This is a genomic window from Gluconobacter sp. P5H9_a (assembly GCF_018812085.1).
Lineage (GTDB): Bacteria > Pseudomonadota > Alphaproteobacteria > Acetobacterales > Acetobacteraceae > Gluconobacter.
The window spans coordinates 52654-69569 of the sequence record NZ_JACRVW010000008.1 but is presented as its reverse complement, the minus strand read 5'-3'; the positions used below and the strand labels follow the sequence as shown (position 1 = coordinate 69569).

The 16916-nt window shown below is 57.6% G+C and carries 13 protein-coding genes; all 13 read left to right on the top strand.

The window, feature by feature from the left end:
- The first annotated feature begins 7 nt into the window (after nt 1–7).
- Nucleotides 8–1201: an FtsW/RodA/SpoVE family cell cycle protein gene (locus tag KP708_RS09845; RefSeq protein ID WP_215757171.1), complete on the top strand. Its 1194-nt coding sequence runs from the start codon at nt 8–10 to the stop codon at nt 1199–1201.
- Complete coding sequence (gene murG / locus KP708_RS09840) at nt 1198–2295, top strand: undecaprenyldiphospho-muramoylpentapeptide beta-N-acetylglucosaminyltransferase (RefSeq protein WP_215751248.1); 1098 nt, start codon at nt 1198–1200, stop codon at nt 2293–2295. The genes KP708_RS09845 and murG overlap by 4 nt, the downstream gene beginning before the upstream one ends.
- A 40-nt stretch (nt 2296–2335) precedes the next feature.
- The gene (gene murC, locus KP708_RS09835; RefSeq protein WP_215751247.1) at nt 2336–3772 is read left to right on the top strand and encodes a UDP-N-acetylmuramate--L-alanine ligase; all 1437 of its coding nucleotides are present in this window, start codon (nt 2336–2338) and stop codon (nt 3770–3772) included.
- Nucleotides 3769–4683, top strand: coding sequence for a UDP-N-acetylmuramate dehydrogenase (gene murB / locus KP708_RS09830; RefSeq protein WP_215751246.1), 915 nt, complete (start codon nt 3769–3771; stop codon nt 4681–4683). Before murC ends, murB begins: the two co-directional genes overlap by 4 nt.
- Complete coding sequence (locus tag KP708_RS09825; protein WP_215751245.1) at nt 4680–5591, top strand: D-alanine--D-alanine ligase; 912 nt, start codon at nt 4680–4682, stop codon at nt 5589–5591. Before murB ends, KP708_RS09825 begins: the two co-directional genes overlap by 4 nt.
- Nucleotides 5591–6535: a cell division protein FtsQ/DivIB gene (locus KP708_RS09820; RefSeq protein WP_215751244.1), complete on the top strand. Its 945-nt coding sequence runs from the start codon at nt 5591–5593 to the stop codon at nt 6533–6535. The genes KP708_RS09825 and KP708_RS09820 overlap by 1 nt, the downstream gene beginning before the upstream one ends.
- Nucleotides 6532–7929, top strand: a complete 1398-nt coding sequence (gene ftsA, locus KP708_RS09815) for a cell division protein FtsA (protein ID WP_046901366.1) — start codon at nt 6532–6534, stop codon at nt 7927–7929. The genes KP708_RS09820 and ftsA overlap by 4 nt, the downstream gene beginning before the upstream one ends.
- A 58-nt stretch (nt 7930–7987) precedes the next feature.
- Nucleotides 7988–9532 carry a cell division protein FtsZ gene (ftsZ, locus tag KP708_RS09810; RefSeq protein ID WP_215751243.1) on the top strand — a complete coding sequence of 515 codons (1545 nt, stop codon included), beginning with the start codon at nt 7988–7990 and terminating at the stop codon, nt 9530–9532.
- A gap of 135 nt (nt 9533–9667) precedes the next feature.
- Nucleotides 9668–10705: a UDP-3-O-acyl-N-acetylglucosamine deacetylase gene (gene lpxC, locus KP708_RS09805; protein ID WP_215751242.1), complete on the top strand. Its 1038-nt coding sequence runs from the start codon at nt 9668–9670 to the stop codon at nt 10703–10705.
- A 68-nt stretch (nt 10706–10773) separates the two neighbouring features.
- Complete coding sequence (locus tag KP708_RS09800) at nt 10774–11667, top strand: outer membrane protein assembly factor BamD (protein WP_046901363.1); 894 nt, start codon at nt 10774–10776, stop codon at nt 11665–11667.
- Between the two features lie 45 nt (nt 11668–11712).
- Nucleotides 11713–13431, top strand: coding sequence for a DNA repair protein RecN (gene recN, locus KP708_RS09795; protein ID WP_215751241.1), 1719 nt, complete (start codon nt 11713–11715; stop codon nt 13429–13431).
- Nucleotides 13428–15464 (top strand): NAD-dependent DNA ligase LigA, encoded by a 2037-nt coding sequence (ligA, locus tag KP708_RS09790; protein WP_215751240.1) that lies wholly within the window; start codon nt 13428–13430, stop codon nt 15462–15464. The genes recN and ligA overlap by 4 nt, the downstream gene beginning before the upstream one ends.
- Before the next feature lie 86 nt (nt 15465–15550).
- The gene (locus KP708_RS09785; protein ID WP_046902044.1) at nt 15551–16894 is read left to right on the top strand and encodes a hemolysin family protein; all 1344 of its coding nucleotides are present in this window, start codon (nt 15551–15553) and stop codon (nt 16892–16894) included.
- Nucleotides 16895–16916 lie beyond the last annotated feature (22 nt).

Sequence of the window (16916 nt, the reverse complement as noted above, 5' to 3'; positions counted from 1 at the left end):
GACGGTCATGGCGGGCTCCTCCCGTGTCGATTCATCGGCAATCGCCCGCTGGTGGCGCAATACCGACCGGGTCACGCTCGCCTGTGTCGGAATTCTGATCGGCCTGGGTTATGTGCTGATGCTCGCGGCCAGCCCTGCCGTGGCCTCGAGAATTGGCGCGTCCCGCAACATGTTCATCCTCAAGCAGGTGATCTTCCTGGCACTGGCTGGGGCAATCGTGCTTGGTGTGTCTTATCTTTCGCGAGCGGGTGTCAAAAAMCTGGCCTTTATCGGGGGTATTCTTGCCCTCGCCGCCACAGCCATGACACTGGTGCACGGGATGGAGATCAAAGGCGCGCGCCGCTGGATCGCCCTGCCCATGATGTCCGTGCAGCCTTCAGAATTCCTTAAACCCTGCTTTGCCGTCATGACGGGCTGGCTCCTCTCCGCACGCCGGACGGTCGTTTTGCGAGGGAACATAGCGTTCCCCGGGATGCTGATCGCCTTCGCATGCTTTGGCGTCATTCTGGCGCTCCTCAAGTCCCAGCCGGACATTGGAATGTTGTCCGTCATCACCATGGTTTTCATGACGCAGCTCTTCGTCGACGGACTACGTCTGTATTGGGTTGGGCTTTGTGTTGCAGGCATGATTGGTGCATTCGGCATGGCGTTCGTCATGTTCCCGCACGTGCGCTCCCGTGTTGAGCGGTTCCTGCATCCGGACGTTGGCGATCACTATCAGATCGACACGGCGCTTCGTGCTTTCGGAAATGGGGGTCTGCTCGGACGTGGGCCGGGTGAAGGACGCGTCAAGGATCTGCTGCCTGATGCTCATGCCGACTTTGTTTTCGCCGTTGCTGGCGAAGAGTACGGCCTGTTGCTCTGCTTCGGCATTATCACCGTGTTCGGCATTATTGTCCTGCGCACCCTGCTGAAACTTATGCGGGAAGAAGATCCTTTTGTGATCGTCTCTGCGGCAGGCCTGGTGACAGGGTTCGGGCTACAGGCTTTCGTCAACATGGGGTCAACACTTCACCTCATCCCAACAAAGGGCATGACGCTGCCATTCATCTCGTATGGTGGGAGTTCGGCCATGTCCATTGCTCTGACCATGGGAATGGTCCTTGCCCTGACGCGCCATCACGTTGGTCCGGGCAAGATTGCCCAGCGCGTCGCCACCCCTTACACCCCCGGTTCCCTTCTTGAGAGAAACACCCCATGAAACGTCCGATTGTCGTTGCTGCCGGTGGAACCGGAGGACATTTTTTCCCCGCTGAAGCTGTTGCAACCGTCCTGGCAGAACGTGGGCATGACCTTGTTCTTATGACGGACGCCAGGCATGGACGGCGTGAGGCCGGCCTGTTCAAGGATCGACCTCAGTATGTGCTGGACGGCGCAGGCGTGGCTGGCAAAGGCCTTGGCGGGAAAGTGCGTGGTATCACTGCACTTTTCCGAGGCATGCTCGAAGCACGCCGGGTCCTCAAAACACTCGATGCGGCCGCTGTTGTCGGGTTTGGAGGATATCCATCCATTCCGCCGCTTCTGGCCTCTCGCATGCTGCCAAAATCACAGCGTCCGGAAATGGTTATTCACGAAGGGAACGCGGTTCTCGGGCAGGCAAACGCCTTTCTGTCGCGCTTTTCTCCGCTGATCGCCACGTCTTATGACAGCGTTGCGCGCCTCCCACAGGGCGCCCGCGTCACTCTGACAGGGATGCCTGTTCGGGCCGGGATCGAAGCCCTATTCGGGCAACCCTATACCGCTCCGACAGAGACTGTTCGGCTACTGGTCTGGGGGGGCTCTCTCGGTGCCCGCGTATTTTCAGATATTGTGCCACAGGCTCTGGCTGCTCTGCCGGTTGGCTTCCGCACACGTCTGCATGTCACGCAACAGGTTCGTGCGGAAGACACTGATCGCGTTCGTGCCATCTATGAAGATGCAGGTATTGCGGTTGAGGTTGAACCTTTTTTCAACGATGTTCCCGAACGACTGAAATCAGCCCATCTGGTTATTGGCCGCGCAGGCGGGTCGTCTGTTGCGGAACTCGCCATGGCCGGGCTTCCGTCCATTCTAGTGCCTCTGCCCATCGCCGCCTCTGACGAACAGGGCGCCAACGGCCAAGCCTTACAGGATGCCGGAGCGGCCTGGATGGTTCGTCAGCCGGATTTCACATCTGCGGCCCTGGCGGCTCTCGTGGCTGATCTGCTTACACACCCTGAGCGCCTTTCTGCTGCTGCTGAAGCTGCACGTCAGTTTGCTCGCCCTCATGCTGCCGCAAAGGTAGCAGACCTGATCGAAGCCGGCCTTCGGTCCTGATCATCTCTTTTTACCCTATTACCTCAAGAGTACCTGCCCCATGCGCGCCCTGCCCCTGAACATCGGAACCATTCATTTCGTCGGTATCGGCGGTATCGGAATGTCCGGCATTGCGGAAGTTCTGCATATGCTGGGCTACCGGGTTCAGGGTTCAGATATTGCGGAAAGCTCGAATGTTCAGCGTCTGCGACACGCTGGCATCCAGATCCACATCGGACATGATGCCTCCAATCTGGGTGACGCCCAGGTTGTCGTGACCTCTACAGCCGTCAAAAAAGACAACCCTGAGGTTGTTGCCGCGCGGGCAAAGCTGATTCCGGTCGTTCGTCGCGCGGAAATGCTGGCAGAACTGATGCGTCTGCGCTGGTCTGTCGCGATCGGCGGCACGCACGGCAAGACCACGACGACAAGCCTTGTGGCCTGCGTTCTGGAGCATGCGAAGCTGGACCCGACCGTCATCAATGGCGGCATCATTGAGGCTTACGGAACCAACACCCGTATGGGCTCCGGTGACTGGATGGTGGTGGAAGCAGACGAAAGCGACGGATCATTTCTGCGTCTGCCTGCGGTCATTGCGGTCATCACGAACATGGACCCCGAGCATTTGGATCACTGGGGTACGGAAGAAGCCATGCAGGCGGGCTATGACCAGTTCGTCTCCAACATTCCGTTTTATGGCTTTGCTGTGCTGTGCGTAGATCACCCGCAGGTTCAGCAGATGATCCCGCGCCTGTCCGACCACCGCATCATCACCTACGGCTTCAGCCCGCAAGCCGATGTTCGCGCTGAGAAGGTCGTGATGGACAAGCGTGGCGCAACATTCGAGGTTGTCGTCACGAACCGCGCCCGCAACCGGACGCGTCGCGCCGGTCCGTTCCGCCTGCCAATGCTGGGCCATCATAACGTTCTGAACTCTCTGGCAGCTATCGCGGTGGCGCTGGAAATGGAAATCAGTGATTCCGTCATCGCCTCCGGCCTGGCGTCCTTCAAGGGCGTAAAGCGTCGTTTCACGCGGACGGGTGAATTCAATGGCGTGTCGATCATTGATGATTATGGTCATCATCCGGTCGAGATTGCGGCTGTCCTGAAAGCTGCCCGTCAGGCAGGCGCAAAGAACGTCATCGCCGTGGTGCAGCCACATCGTTATTCCCGCCTGAAAGGCCTGTTCGGCGAATTCTGCACCTGCATGAACGATGCTGATACCGTTATCGTGGCTGACGTGTATGCGGCTGGTGAAAGCCCGATTGATGGCGCAGATCGTGATGCGCTGGTCGAAGGCCTGCGGGATCGTGGACACCGCTCTGTCGTGCCATTGCCCTCACCTGAACTTCTTCCCGAAATGGTGAACGCGATTGCAAAGCCCGGCGACTATGTTGTCTGCCTCGGTGCCGGAACAATCACCCAGTGGGCACAGACCCTTCCGCAAGAGCTGGAAGCTCTAAACACCAAGAGCCCGACGCCGGAAAGCGCTGTATGAGCGACAACTTTCCAGTTCAGGGCCTTCGCGGACGTCTGACGGCCAATGCACCGCTGGGAGCCCGCGCCTGGTTCCGCACTGGCGGCTCCGCTGACTGGTTGTTCGTGCCAGAAGACGCAGATGATCTGGCTGACCTGCTGCGGAACCGCCCCGTCGACATGCCCCTGACAGTTCTTGGCGCATGCTCAAATGTCATCATCCGCGATGGTGGTATTGAAGGCGTGGTGGTCCGGCTGGCCCGTGGTTTCTCGGACATTGAAGTCCAGACTGACGGCCTGGTAGTGGGCGCCGCAGCTCTGGATGTTACGGTGGCCGAGCACAGTGCCGCTGCAGGACTGGCTGGACTGGAATTTCTTGTCGGCATTCCCGGGTCCATCGGCGGCGCTGTGCGCATGAATGCTGGCGCTTATGGTTCGGACATCAATGCCGTTCTCGATTGGGCGGATATTCTCACGTCAGACGGCGAGTTGCGTCGCCTCACCTGTGAAGAACTGGGCTTTGCGTACCGTCATTCGGCTTTGCCGGAAGGTGCTATTGTCATTCGGGCCAGACTGCGTGGCACACCCGACGCACCAGACGCCATTCGGGAACGCCTTGCAGAAATTCGTGCCTCTCGCGAAGCGTCCCAGCCTGTTCGTGCCCGCACTGGTGGCTCAACGTTTCGTAACCCGGAGGGTCACAAAGCCTGGGCGCTGATTGATGAAGCAGGTTGCCGTGGCCTGACGCTGGGTGGCGCTCAGGTCAGTGAGAAGCATTGCAACTTCCTGCTGAACATTGGTGATGCCAGTAGCAAACAGCTTGAAACGCTTGGGGAAACTGTTCGCAAGAAAGTTCTGGACCGCAGCGGAATTGACCTGCACTGGGAGATCAGACGCATTGGTCGTCGTGACGTAGGAGAGAAGACAGTATGAAGGTCGCAGTTTTATATGGCGGTACGTCCAGCGAGCGACCTGTCAGCCTTGTCAGTGGCAATGCAGCCATCTCCGCCCTGCGCGAGAAGGGGCATGAAGTAACGCCAGTCGATGTCGGCGCCGATATTGCCGTCACGATCCAGGCTCTGAGAGCCGCCGCCCCTGACGTGGTCTTCAATGCATTGCATGGCCCAAAAGGCGAAGATGGCGCCATTCAGGGTGTGCTGGAATGGATGGGACTTCCTTACACACACTCCGGCATCCGCGCCTCTGCTGTCGCAATGGACAAGGGAGCAACCCGCATGCTGCTCGCGGCAGCGGGGCTTCCCATTGCTGAAGGCCGTGTCATCACGCCTGAAGAACTGGCGGAAGCAGACCCACTGCCCGTTCCGTATGTTGTGAAGCCCGTTGCAGAAGGATCGTCGGTCGGCGTTGAAATTATTCGCCAGGGTGACAACCGTCGTGTCGAAATCGCAAAAAACTGGCGCTTCGGCAAAGAAGCTCTTGTTGAAACATTCGTTCCTGGCCGTGAGCTGACTGCGGGCGTCATGGGTGATCGCGCCTTGGCCGTAACCGACATCCTGCCTGCCGAAACGGCTGCATTCTACGATTTCGAAGCAAAGTACAAAGCTGGTGGCTCCAGACACGTCGTCCCGGCAGAGCTGCCAGAAAGCGTGACCGAGCGTGCACTGGATTATGCTCTGCGTGCTCATCAGATTTTGGGATGTTCTGGCGCCAGCAGAACGGATTTCCGCTACGACGACGAGACAGACACTCTGATCGTTCTCGAGGTTAACACGCAGCCCGGCATGACCCCAACCTCCCTGCTGCCGGAACAGGCTGCATATTGCGGCATCTCCTACCCGGATCTTTGTGACTGGCTGGTTCAGGAGGCACTGACCCGCTGATGCGCAGGGACTCCCGCCCTCAGGAACCCGATTTCCGACGTGACCCGGCTTTCCGCCCGGCGCCGATGCCGCCTTACGAAGACCGGCCGTCACGGACGAAACTGTTCCTGCGCCGTCAACGGAAACTGATTCGCCCCGGAATCGTATTCCTTGTCGTGGTCGGACTGGGAGGAGCAGGAGCGCGCCTCCTGTATGACGCAGCGTCGGAGGAGCGTTTTGCTCCGCTGAGAGCCAAGCTTGTTGCCATGGAGCCGCTGCCTATTCGGCACGTCGTCATCAATGGTCGCGGCATGACCAGCGAGGCATCAATTTACGAAGCCCTGGGAACAAGCACTGGCCACCCAATTTTCGGTTTTTCTGTTGAAGCCGCACGCCAGCGCATTGATGAACTTCCCTTCGTGGATCATGCGACCGTCGAGCGGCGGATGCCGGATACGATCATCATCAACCTGACCGAACGTACACCCATCGCCGTCTGGCAAACGCATGGGCATTTTTCGCTCATTAACCAGGCCGGCGAAGAAGTTCCCGATCAGGGCATGACAGGCAAGAATGCTCAGGCTTTTCTTCAGCTACCGCTTGTCGTTGGCGATGGTGCCAATACTGCCGCGTCCGTCGTCATTGACGCTTTAGTCAAACAGCCGGATGTCAAATCCCGTGTGACCGCCCTCATTCGTGTGGGAAACAGGCGCTGGAATGTGACCCTGAAAGACGGGACAACTGTCATGCTCCCCGAAGGCGAAGAGGCCGCAGCGTTTGCACGTCTCGCGCAATATCAGACAAGCATGAACCTGCTGGATCGGCCTGTCGTCTCGATTGACATGCGCCTTCCAGATCGCATGGTCATTCATCAGACACCTGCGCCCACACCTCCTCCTGACACMCCCAAAACAGACACACCCGCCCCTCCTTCTGACAGCAGCCAGACGACACAGCAGCCATGACCGATCTTACACCAACGTCCGATCTTCCGGCCTTTCGCCGCCGGGGTGGTCTGCGGGGCCGGTCCCTGATCCCTGTGGGTGGCGAACGCGAAGTTGCGCTGAACCGCGCATCACGTGAAATCCTGCCGCTGCCTCCGGAAGAGACATCCAAACCTCGTGTCTGGCGCAATGGCGTTTTCGGTGCGCTGGATATCGGCACGACGAAAATGACCTGCCTCATTGGCAAGGGTGAGCCGGATGGTTCCATTCAGGTTCTGGGTTATGGCTGGCGGCGCTCCCACGGCATTCGATCTGGGTCGATCGTGGATATTCGTGAAGCTGAGGCTGCTATTCGCGCCACCGTTGGTCAGGCAGAGGAAGCCGCAGAGCGACGAATGGACTCACTGGTCGTCAATCTGTCCTGCGGTCATCCCCGAAGCCGCCTAATCGATGCCCACATGCCCATCGGTGGTCGTGAAGTGACGGATGGAGATGTTCAGCGCCTGATCACGGACGGTCAGGCTCGTGCATGGTCAGAAGGCCGGGACGTCATCCATACCCTTCCCATCGGGTATGTCGTTGACTCCATGCCGGGCATTGCTGATCCGCGTGGCCATCAGTGTGAACAGCTGGCGACGAAACTGCATGTTGTTGACATGAACTCCAGTGCTCTCCGCACACTGGATACCGTTCTTCAGCATTCAGAGCTCAAACTTGACGGACTGGTTTCCAGCCCCTTTGCTTCTGGCGTTGCCGTGCTGGCTGACGAAGAACGTGATTTAGGCGTTACCGTCGTGGAAATGGGAGGCGGAACCACCTCTCTCGCAGTTTTCTGTGAAGGCCGACTGATCCATACGGCACAAATCCCTGTTGGTGGCCTTCATGTTACCCGTGATATTGCGGGCGTTCTTTCGACATCTCTGGAAACTGCAGAGCGCCTGAAAACCATGTATGGTGCGGCACAGCTCGGGTCTGACGATCAACGCGAAATCCTGTCCGTGCCCCTCATTGGGGAAGGCCGGGACCGTTTGGCCCGTATTCCGCGCTCGAAAGTGATCTCCGTTATTCAGCCTCGCGTTGAAGAGACACTTGAACTTGTGCGCCATGCTCTGGACAATGCAGGTCTGGGGCGTCTCGCCAACGGGCGTGTCGTTCTGACAGGCGGAGCTTCCTTGATGGAGGGCATCGTGCCTGTCGCAACACGCATTCTTGCCCGGCCGGTTCGCATGGGCAAACCGCTAAACGTTCATGGCCTGCCGGAGACTGCTGCAGCTTCGGCCGGTTTTTCCACCGCTGCGGGGCTTCTGGCCTGGGCAGCGGGCGCAGATCGGGACTTTGGGGACATTTCAACTCCCGAACCTCGATCTGGCAGCCTTCTGAAACGTCTCGTGGGGTTCATCCGCGACCGTGGATGAGCTACACAGAAAATAACGCCCTTTTTTCCGTTGCTTCCTCGCAGTTCCGGACCTGATCATGACTTTGAACCTTACCCCGACCCCGAACTCTCACGTTGAACTGGCCCCGCGCATTACCGTCGTCGGTGTTGGTGGTGGTGGCACGAATGCCGTCAACAACATGATCGATTCGGAGCTCAAGGGCGTCGAGTTCGTTGTTGCCAACACGGATGCGCAGCAGCTCGCCCACTCCAAGGCTGAACGCCGCGTCCAGCTTGGCCCCCATCTGACACGCGGCCTCGGCGCAGGCGCCAAGCCGGAAATCGGCCGCGAAGCTGCTGAAGAAGCTGCACAGGAAATCGAGCGTCAGCTCGAAGGGGCGAATCTGGTCTTCATCACAGCCGGCATGGGCGGTGGTACGGGTACGGGTGCGGCTCCGGTTATTGCGCGCATGGCCCGTGAGCGGGGCGTTTTAACAGTTGGTGTGGTGTCGAAGCCCTTCAACTTCGAAGGGCGCCGCCGCACGCTGGCTGCTGAATCCGGTATCGCCGAGCTTCAAAAGCACGTCGACACCCTGATTGTTATTCCGAACCAGAACCTGTTCAATTCCGCGAACCAGAACACGACGTTCCGTGAAGCCTTTAAAATGGCTGACAACGTCCTGAACATGGGTGTTCGCGGCATTACGGACCTGATGGTCTCTCCGGGCCTCATCAATCTCGACTTTGCGGACGTGAAGGCCGTGATGGAAGAGATGGGCAAGGCCATGATGGGCACCGGTGAAGCCACCACGGAAGATGATGGTGAAGATCGCGCCGTTGCCGCTGCCGAGCGCGCCATCTCCAACCCACTGCTTGAAGATGCGTCCATGGCTGGCGCCCGCGGTCTGCTGATCAATATCACAGGTGGCGAAGATCTGACACTTTACGAAGTGAACGCAGCTGCCGACCGCATTCGTGAAGAAGTTGCCGAAGAAGCCAACATCATCTTCGGCGCCCTGATTGATGAGAACATGAACGGGCGCATCCGCGTTTCGGTTGTGGCGACAGGCATCGACACCCAGTCCAGAAATGATCCGAACAATACAGAGACGACGCCTGGGGCGGCTCCCCAGCAGGCCCCTTCTGCCTCGGCTCCACGTGATACGTCTGCTCAAAATCGTCAGGCTCCTCAGACGTTTCAGCCGGGATCAACCTACGCAGGTGGGCCGCCACGCCCGAACTTCAACCTTGACCCGAACGCGTCACAGCAGCCTGCATCGCCCGCMCCAGCAGCAGAAAGCCCGGTTGCACCACCGCCACATGCGGCACCTCAACAGCCGCACGTCGCAGCCCCGCAGGACGATGCGGCGCCGCGCTCCCCTCGCGCTGGCCTGTTTTCCGAGCCGCCGCGTGCACCAGCTCCAGAAGCCCCACGCAGCATTTTCGGCCTTATGACAGGCGCTTTCCGTAGCCGTCCGGCTCCGCAGCAAGCAGCACCGCAGGCCCCGCGCACGGAGCAGAACAGCCGTGACGCATATCAGCAGACGGATCATCATAACCCCTCCGAACAGCGCCATAACCAAGGGCCGTCTGACGGTAGCGATGATTCCACGCTCGATATTCCAACCTATCTTCGTCGCTGAATAAGCGAACTGCTTTCCTGCAAAATCCTGCGCATCGCAGGAAAGCAGTCAGGTAATATCCGGCAACAATCATTGAATGGCACTCCGGCGATGACTGGGTTTTATTATAAGCCAGTCTAAATCGTCGGGGGATTCATGCAGGTTACGCCAGCGCATCATGGAAAGTCGGTTCCAGCAGATCGAAAGGTCCGCCCGCTACTTTCCAGCGCGTCTGACAGCACGCAGACGCCTCTTTTCTCTGAGCGTCCCGATTTGAAGAACCTGCAAACAACCCTTCATTCTGCCATATCCTGCCGAGGCATCGCTCTTCACAGTGGCCTTGATGTCGATCTGGAAATTTCTCCAGCCGAAGCGGATACAGGTATTCGCTTTCAGCGGAGCGATTACCCCGGCTCTCCTTCGTTTCCCGCTCTCTATGACCGGATTATCGACACCAAACTTTCGACTGTTGTTGCCTGCAAAAATGATCCTTCTCTGCGCGTGGCAACTATTGAGCACCTGATGGCGGCCCTTAACGCCTTGGAAATCGATAACGCGTTCATTTCGGTTAGTGGTCCGGAATTACCGGTTCTGGACGGTTCGGCAGATGCGTTTGCTTTTCTGCTACGATGCGCAGGGAAGAAAACGCTAGATACGCCACGAAAAATTATCGAAATTCTTCGAAACGTCCGGGTTGAAGGCGACAACGGTGCTTTTGCCGAGCTGCGCCCGGCTCAACGCGGTCTTTCTCTTGCAATTTCGTTAAATTTTGATGCTGAAGCCATTGGGTGTCAGCGCTATGCCATGCAGCTTGATCCGGCTCGCTTTCTAGAAGAAGTGTCTTTCTGCCGTACTTTTGTGAACCGGAAGGACATTGAATATCTTCAAAGTATTGGCCTCGCCCGTGGAGGCTCTCTCGACAATGCTGTCGTAGTGGATGGTAAGACCATTCTTAATCCAGCAGGTCTGAAAATCGAGCGGGAATTTGCCCGACATAAGCTTCTTGATGCTATCGGTGATCTGTATTGCTGCGGCTACCGCCTGAAAGCGGGATTCATCGGCCATAAATCTGGTCACAAAATTAATAACGAGCTTCTGCGCAGCGTTTTTTCAGATCAGAAAAACTGGCGTTTTGAAACTCCGACCTCTACCGTTTCAGCACGGGGCCACCGTCGCACACGCGTCGCAGCCTAAGGTTAAATGGCGGGTCTTTCGTCCCCGCATTCCCGTGATATAAGACGGGCTTCACGGGAAGAGCAGGTATGGCAAGCAGCACTCAGCATCATTTCGAAGTGTCCTGGAACGGACGGGGTCTTGTTCTGAAGGCTGCGGCCGTAAGCGGTTTGCTGCTTCTGTCAGGCTGTTCATTGCTTTCTCACAAGCATGAGAAGCCAGTTATTCCAAAGGCTGCTGACGCAGAGACGCTGTATAACTACGGTATCGATGCTCTTCATTCCGGCCGATATGAACTGGCGGGCGGCGAATTCGAGCTGCTTCAGCAGAACTATCCGTATTCCGGTTTCACCGGCAATGCCGAGCTGATGGAAGGCTATGCCTACTACCTGCAAGGTGAGTATGCGCTTTCGGTTCAGCAGCTTGAGCGTTATCTCCAGCTCCACCCGACCAGCCCTGATGCGGCCTATGCCTTCTATCTGCGCGCCCTTTGCTATTATGAGCAGATCGCTGACGTCCAGCGTGATCAGCAGGGAACGGTTGAAGCCCTTGATGCTCTGGAAGAGGTTATTACCCGCTTCCCGCAGACAGCTTATGCACGTGACGCCCAGCTGAAGATTGATCTTTGCCGTGATCATCTTGCAGGCAAGGAAATGCTGGTTGGCCGCTGGTATCAGCAGCAGCGCAACTATGAAGCCGCAATGACGCGCTATCAGCGTGTCGTGCAGGACTTCCAGACCACGAATCACGTAGCTGAAGCGCTGGAGCGTCTTGTCGAAGTCTATTTGGCTCTCGGTCTCAAGGATCAGGCCAGACAGACGGCATCCGTACTGGGCTACAACTATCCAGACAGTCAGTGGTACCGCTATGCCTACGCAAATCTGCGGGACAACAAGCTGCTGTCCAGCGAGTTCAAGCAGCCCACCAAGACGTCCAGCAAGCCGCGTGGATTCTTTTCCCGCGCTTGGCATAGCGTATTCTGATGTGAGGCGTTTGAAACACGCCTCACCACACACAACATTCCCGTCATGCTGACCCATCTCTCGATCCGTGACGTCGTTCTGATCGAAAAGCTCGATCTGACTCTGGCCGCTGGTCTCACCGTTCTGACGGGTGAGACCGGTGCCGGTAAGTCCATCCTGCTCGATAGCCTTGGCCTTGCCCTTGGCGACCGCGCCAATGCTGGACTGATCCGCTCCGGGGCAGCGCAAGCCAGTGTGGCTGCCATCTTTGAAGTTCCGTCCGGGCATCCTGTTTTCACTCTCCTGAGTGAGCAGGGAATCGCACTGGAAGAAGCTTCGGAGCCTTTGGTGCTGCGCCGCATCGTCACGCCTGATGGACGCTCACGCGCTTATGTCTCGGATCAGCCTGTCGGAATTAGCCTGCTGCGGCGTATCGCGTCTCAACTCGTGGAAATCCAGGGCCAGCACGAGCAGATGGGCCTCGCCGATCAGAGCACTCACCTGAATTTGTTGGATGCATTCGGCGTCAAACGGGACCTTCTGGCGCGAACTGCCGCAACATTTCATCAATGGGCCCATGCTCGTACAGCCCTCGCAAAAGCACGTTCCGAAATGGATGCTGCTGCGCGCGAGGAAGAGTGGCTGCGCGCGACCGTTGATGACCTCTCGACTTTGGCTCCTCAGGAAGGCGAAGAAGAGTCGCTTGCCGCGCTACGTGTCAGTCTTCAGCAAGACGAACGTCGCGGAGAGGCTGTTGCCGCAGCCCTTTCTGAACTGACGCCGCGTGACCGACGCTCATCAAACCCTTCCGCAGCTTTGCGGTCGGCCAGCAGGGCATTGGTCCGGCTGCTGCCGTCTTCTGCAGAAACTGAAGGCAGCACCTCCACTCATCAGGCACAGGCTCAGGAAGCTTTGGATGCGCTGGAAAAAGCTGAGGAAGCGTTAGCAGAAGCAGAAATGCTGCTAACGCGTCTTGCTGCCGATACGGAGAGCGACCCACGGCTGCTGGAGGAGACAGAAGAGCGTCTTTTCTCCCTGCGGGCCGAAGCCAGAAAACATAATGTCTCGGTCGCCGAACTCCCGTCCTTTCTGGCGTCCCTGAAAAGCCGCCTGGCTGCGCTCGATTCGGGTAATGCCGAACTGTCACGACTTGAAATCGCTCTGACAGAAGCGCGGCTGGCCTATGAAGAAGCCGCGAAAGCTCTGTCCAAGGCGCGCGAACACTCTGCTCAAAAACTTGAGCAGGCCGTCAGCCGTGAGTTGAAGCCGGTCAAGCTTGAACGTGCCCGTTTCATTGTCTCGCTGCTCCCGCTCGCACCCGAACAATGGAACAGCCGCGGCATGGAGCAATCCTCTTTTCTCATTACGGCAAACCCCGGTCAGGCGCCCGGCCCTTTGGCCAAAGTGGCCTCTGGCGGTGAGCTATCGCGTCTGATGCTGGCGCTGAAGGTTGTGCTGGCCCAGCGCTCTGATGTTGGAACACTGGTCTTTGACGAGGTGGATTCTGGCGTTGGCGGCGCAACCGCATCATCGATAGGCGACCGGCTTCACAAGGTCGCACAGGACGTACAGGTCCTCGTCGTAACGCATAGTCCGCAGGTTGCCGCCCGAGGTGACCATCACCTGCGCATTGCCAAGCGCATCCGCAACGAGCGCACCGAAACACTTGCCGAGCCTCTTTCCCGTGAAGCCCGCCGCGAAGAAATTGCCCGGATGCTTGCGGGTGATGTCATTACTGATGCGGCACGCGGCGCCGCAGATAGCCTTCTGGAACAGACCGCATGAATTCTGCCGATCGTCACGCCGAACTTGAGACCCTGCTCGCCCGATGGGACGAGGCCTATCACGGCAAGGACGACCCGGAGGTTTCTGACGCAGAATATGACGCTGCCCGGCGTGAGCTTCTGGAACTGGAAGACGCCAACCCTGAGCTTCGCCGTGAGGGAGGAGCAAGCGATCGCGTAGGCGCCCTACCCGATTCGGCTTTTGGAAAGCACCGTCACCTTGTTCCGATGCTGTCTCTGGATAACGTCTTTGGGGCAGACGGATTTGAAGGATTTGTTTCCCGCGCCGGTCGCTTTCTGGGACTGAATGACGACGGCATTCAAGCCCTTCAATTTGTTGCCGAGCCCAAAATTGACGGCCTCTCTATCAACCTGACGTATGAAAATCGAAAATTCGTCCGGGGCGTCACGCGCGGAAACGGTATCGAGGGTGAAGACGTCACGGCCAATCTGCTGACGCTCAAGGATATTCCGCACACTCTCCCTGATGATGCACCAGATGTCATAGAAATCCGTGGTGAAGTTTTCCTCTCAAAGAAGAACTTCCTAACCCTGAATGAGCAACAGGTAGAACGCGGGATCAAACCGTTCGCCAATCCGCGAAATGCCGCAGCAGGATCTCTTCGACAGCTAGACCCGGAAATCACACGCAGCCGACCCTTGTCCCTGTTCGCCTACGCTCAGGGTTACGCATCGTCCGCTGTGAGCGAAACACATTCAGGATATCTTGAAGCCCTGACACGCTGGGGCTTCACGGTTAATCCCCTGTCCCAACTGATCGAACATGCCCGGGATATCCCCGCGTATGTGGACAGGCTCGCTCGCGATCGCTCCGGCCTGGATTATGATATTGATGGCATTGTCTTCAAACTGAACGATATTGCCCTCCAGAACCGACTGGGGTTTGCGGGCCGCGCGCCGCGCTGGGCCATCGCCTGGAAGTTCCCGGCTGAACAGGCCATCACCCGGCTGCTGCGGATTGAAATTCAGGTCGGACGAACTGGCGCGTTGACCCCTGTGGCTCATCTGGAGCCCGTCAATGTTGGCGGCGTGATTGTTTCGCGCGCAACCCTGCACAACGAAGACGAAATCGCCCGTAAGGACGTTCGTGATGGCGATCTGGTTCGCCTTCAACGTGCCGGAGACGTCATTCCACAAATTCTGGGCGTTGTGGAAAGCGAGGAGCCACGCAGCCCGCGATATGTCTTCCCTGATCATTGCCCGGTCTGCGGATCACTGGCTGAGCGTGTTCATGGAGAAGCAGTGCGCCGCTGTACCGGCGGACTGACCTGTGAGGCACAGGTCGTGGAACGCCTCATTCATATGGTGTCACGAGGCGCGTTCGACATTGATGGCCTCGGAGACCGCAGCATCCGAGAATTTCATGCTGCGGGCTATGTCCTGCGACCAGGGGATATTTTTCGCCTGAGCGCACATCAGGACGAACTTCAGAAACGGGACGGCTGGGGAGAGCTTTCGGTCAGGAATCTTCTCTTGGCGATTGATGAGCGACGGACCATATCTTTGGCCAGGCTCATTTTCGGTCTTGGAATTCGCCGGATCGGGGAGCGTAACGCCCAGTTGCTTGCGCGGCATTACGGCACCTTCGAAGCCTGGCGCGACGCAATGGTAGCCGCGAACGCGGGCAGTGAAGAGCGGGAAGCGTTAGATTCCATCATGGGCGTCGGTGGTGCGATTGCAGACGAACTGGTCGCATTCTTTTCAGAAGCCCACAACGTCGAAACACTTGATGATCTTCGGCAGCAACTTCATACAATTGAAGCAGAAGAAGCACCGTCCGAAGGCCACCTCTCGGGTAAAACCATCGTCTTCACCGGCACCCTGACCACAATGACGCGCCCTGAAGCAAAAGCTATCGCGGAGCGTCTTGGGGCACAGGTAACCGATAGTGTTTCCAAAAAGACGTCTCTGGTTGTGCTGGGAGAAAAAGCCGGATCAAAAGCAAAGAAGGCTGCTGATCTGGGGCTCGAAACTGTTGATGAAGCCGGTTGGAGAACATTGGCAGGGATTTGACAGTTTTAAGACATTGAGGACCTGCATGGCTGCCACCCGAAGATAATTGGCGTGTTCTGGTGTCTTCGGAGTATGATGCCGCCTGCATGCAAGTTTCTTCTTACACCCAGCACATGATTGTTCTTCTCCTGCTGGGCCTTCTCGCGACCGTCGTCCTGATCGCGGTCTCCATCCTGATCTCTCTTTCAGAGATTTCCTTCGCCGCAGCTCGTGACGTCAGGCTTCGCTCGAAAGCAGAAGCCGGCGATCCACGAGCCGTTGCCTTTCTGAAGCTCCGTCGCAACAGCGGGCAGGTCATTACTGTCCTGCAGATCTGCCTGAATGCCGTTGGCGTTCTTGGCGGCATCATCAGCGAATCGATGTTGAGCGAGCCCATCGCAGACGGCTTCCAGCTCATGGGCTTTTCACCGTCTCTTTCGGCCAAGGGCGGCTCGGCCTGTTCCTTCATTCTTATTACGGGACTTTTCGTCCTGTTCGCGGATCTGCTTCCCAAGCGGATTGCAATGAATGCACCGGATCGGATCGCTCTTAAGGTTGGGTGGTTCCCTGCCTTGGCGCTGAAGGTTCTGTATCCTGCGGTTTGGGTCTTTTCGCGCGTATCCGATGTGCTTCTGCGCGTTATGAAAATCCCAGCCGCGGCCACTGTCGAACCTGTAACGCCTGAAGATCTGCGCGCTATTCTCGCTGCAGGCACAGCCTCTGGTATCCTGCTTGAGCAGGAGCATCAGATGATTCAGAATGTTCTGGGCCTTCAGGATCGTTCCGTAACGTCCGCCATGACCCCGCGTGATGAGATCGTCTTTCTGGACGTTCAGGAGACACCAGAGAGCCAGCGTGACAAGGTTCGCGTGCGTCCCTACTCCCGTTATCCCCTTTGCGATGGCGGTCTGGATCGCGTGATCGGGTCTATTCGCGCAGAAGACGTTCTGGTTGCTGTTGTGGATGAGCCGCAATCCAAGGAGAGCCTAACGCCCGTCGCCAGCCAGATCTTCAAGATGCGCCGGGATGTCTTGTCCCTGCCCGACACGCTGAACCTGTGGGAAACGCTCGCGCAGTTTGATGCTCATTCCGCAGGATTTGCACTGATCGTGAATGAATACGGTCTGGTCGTGGGCCTCATCACCTACAAGGATATCATGGGCGCCCTGATGGATGGTCTGGTCAGCCCATTTGAAGAGCAAGCCATTGTCCGCCGTGATGCCAACTCCTGGCTCATCGATGGCGCAGCACCAATCGGTGACGTTATTCGCGAACTGGATATTCCGATTTTCGACGATGCCCAGAATTTCGATACCGTTGGTGGCTTCGTGATGAATCGCCTACGTCGCATGGCCCGAAAGGCCGATAGCGTCGAATCTTCAGGCTTCCGATTCGAAGTTGTGGACGTTGAAGGTTTCCGGATTAACCAGCTTCTGGTGACACGCCTCTAACAGGAAACCTTTCTTCCAAGCA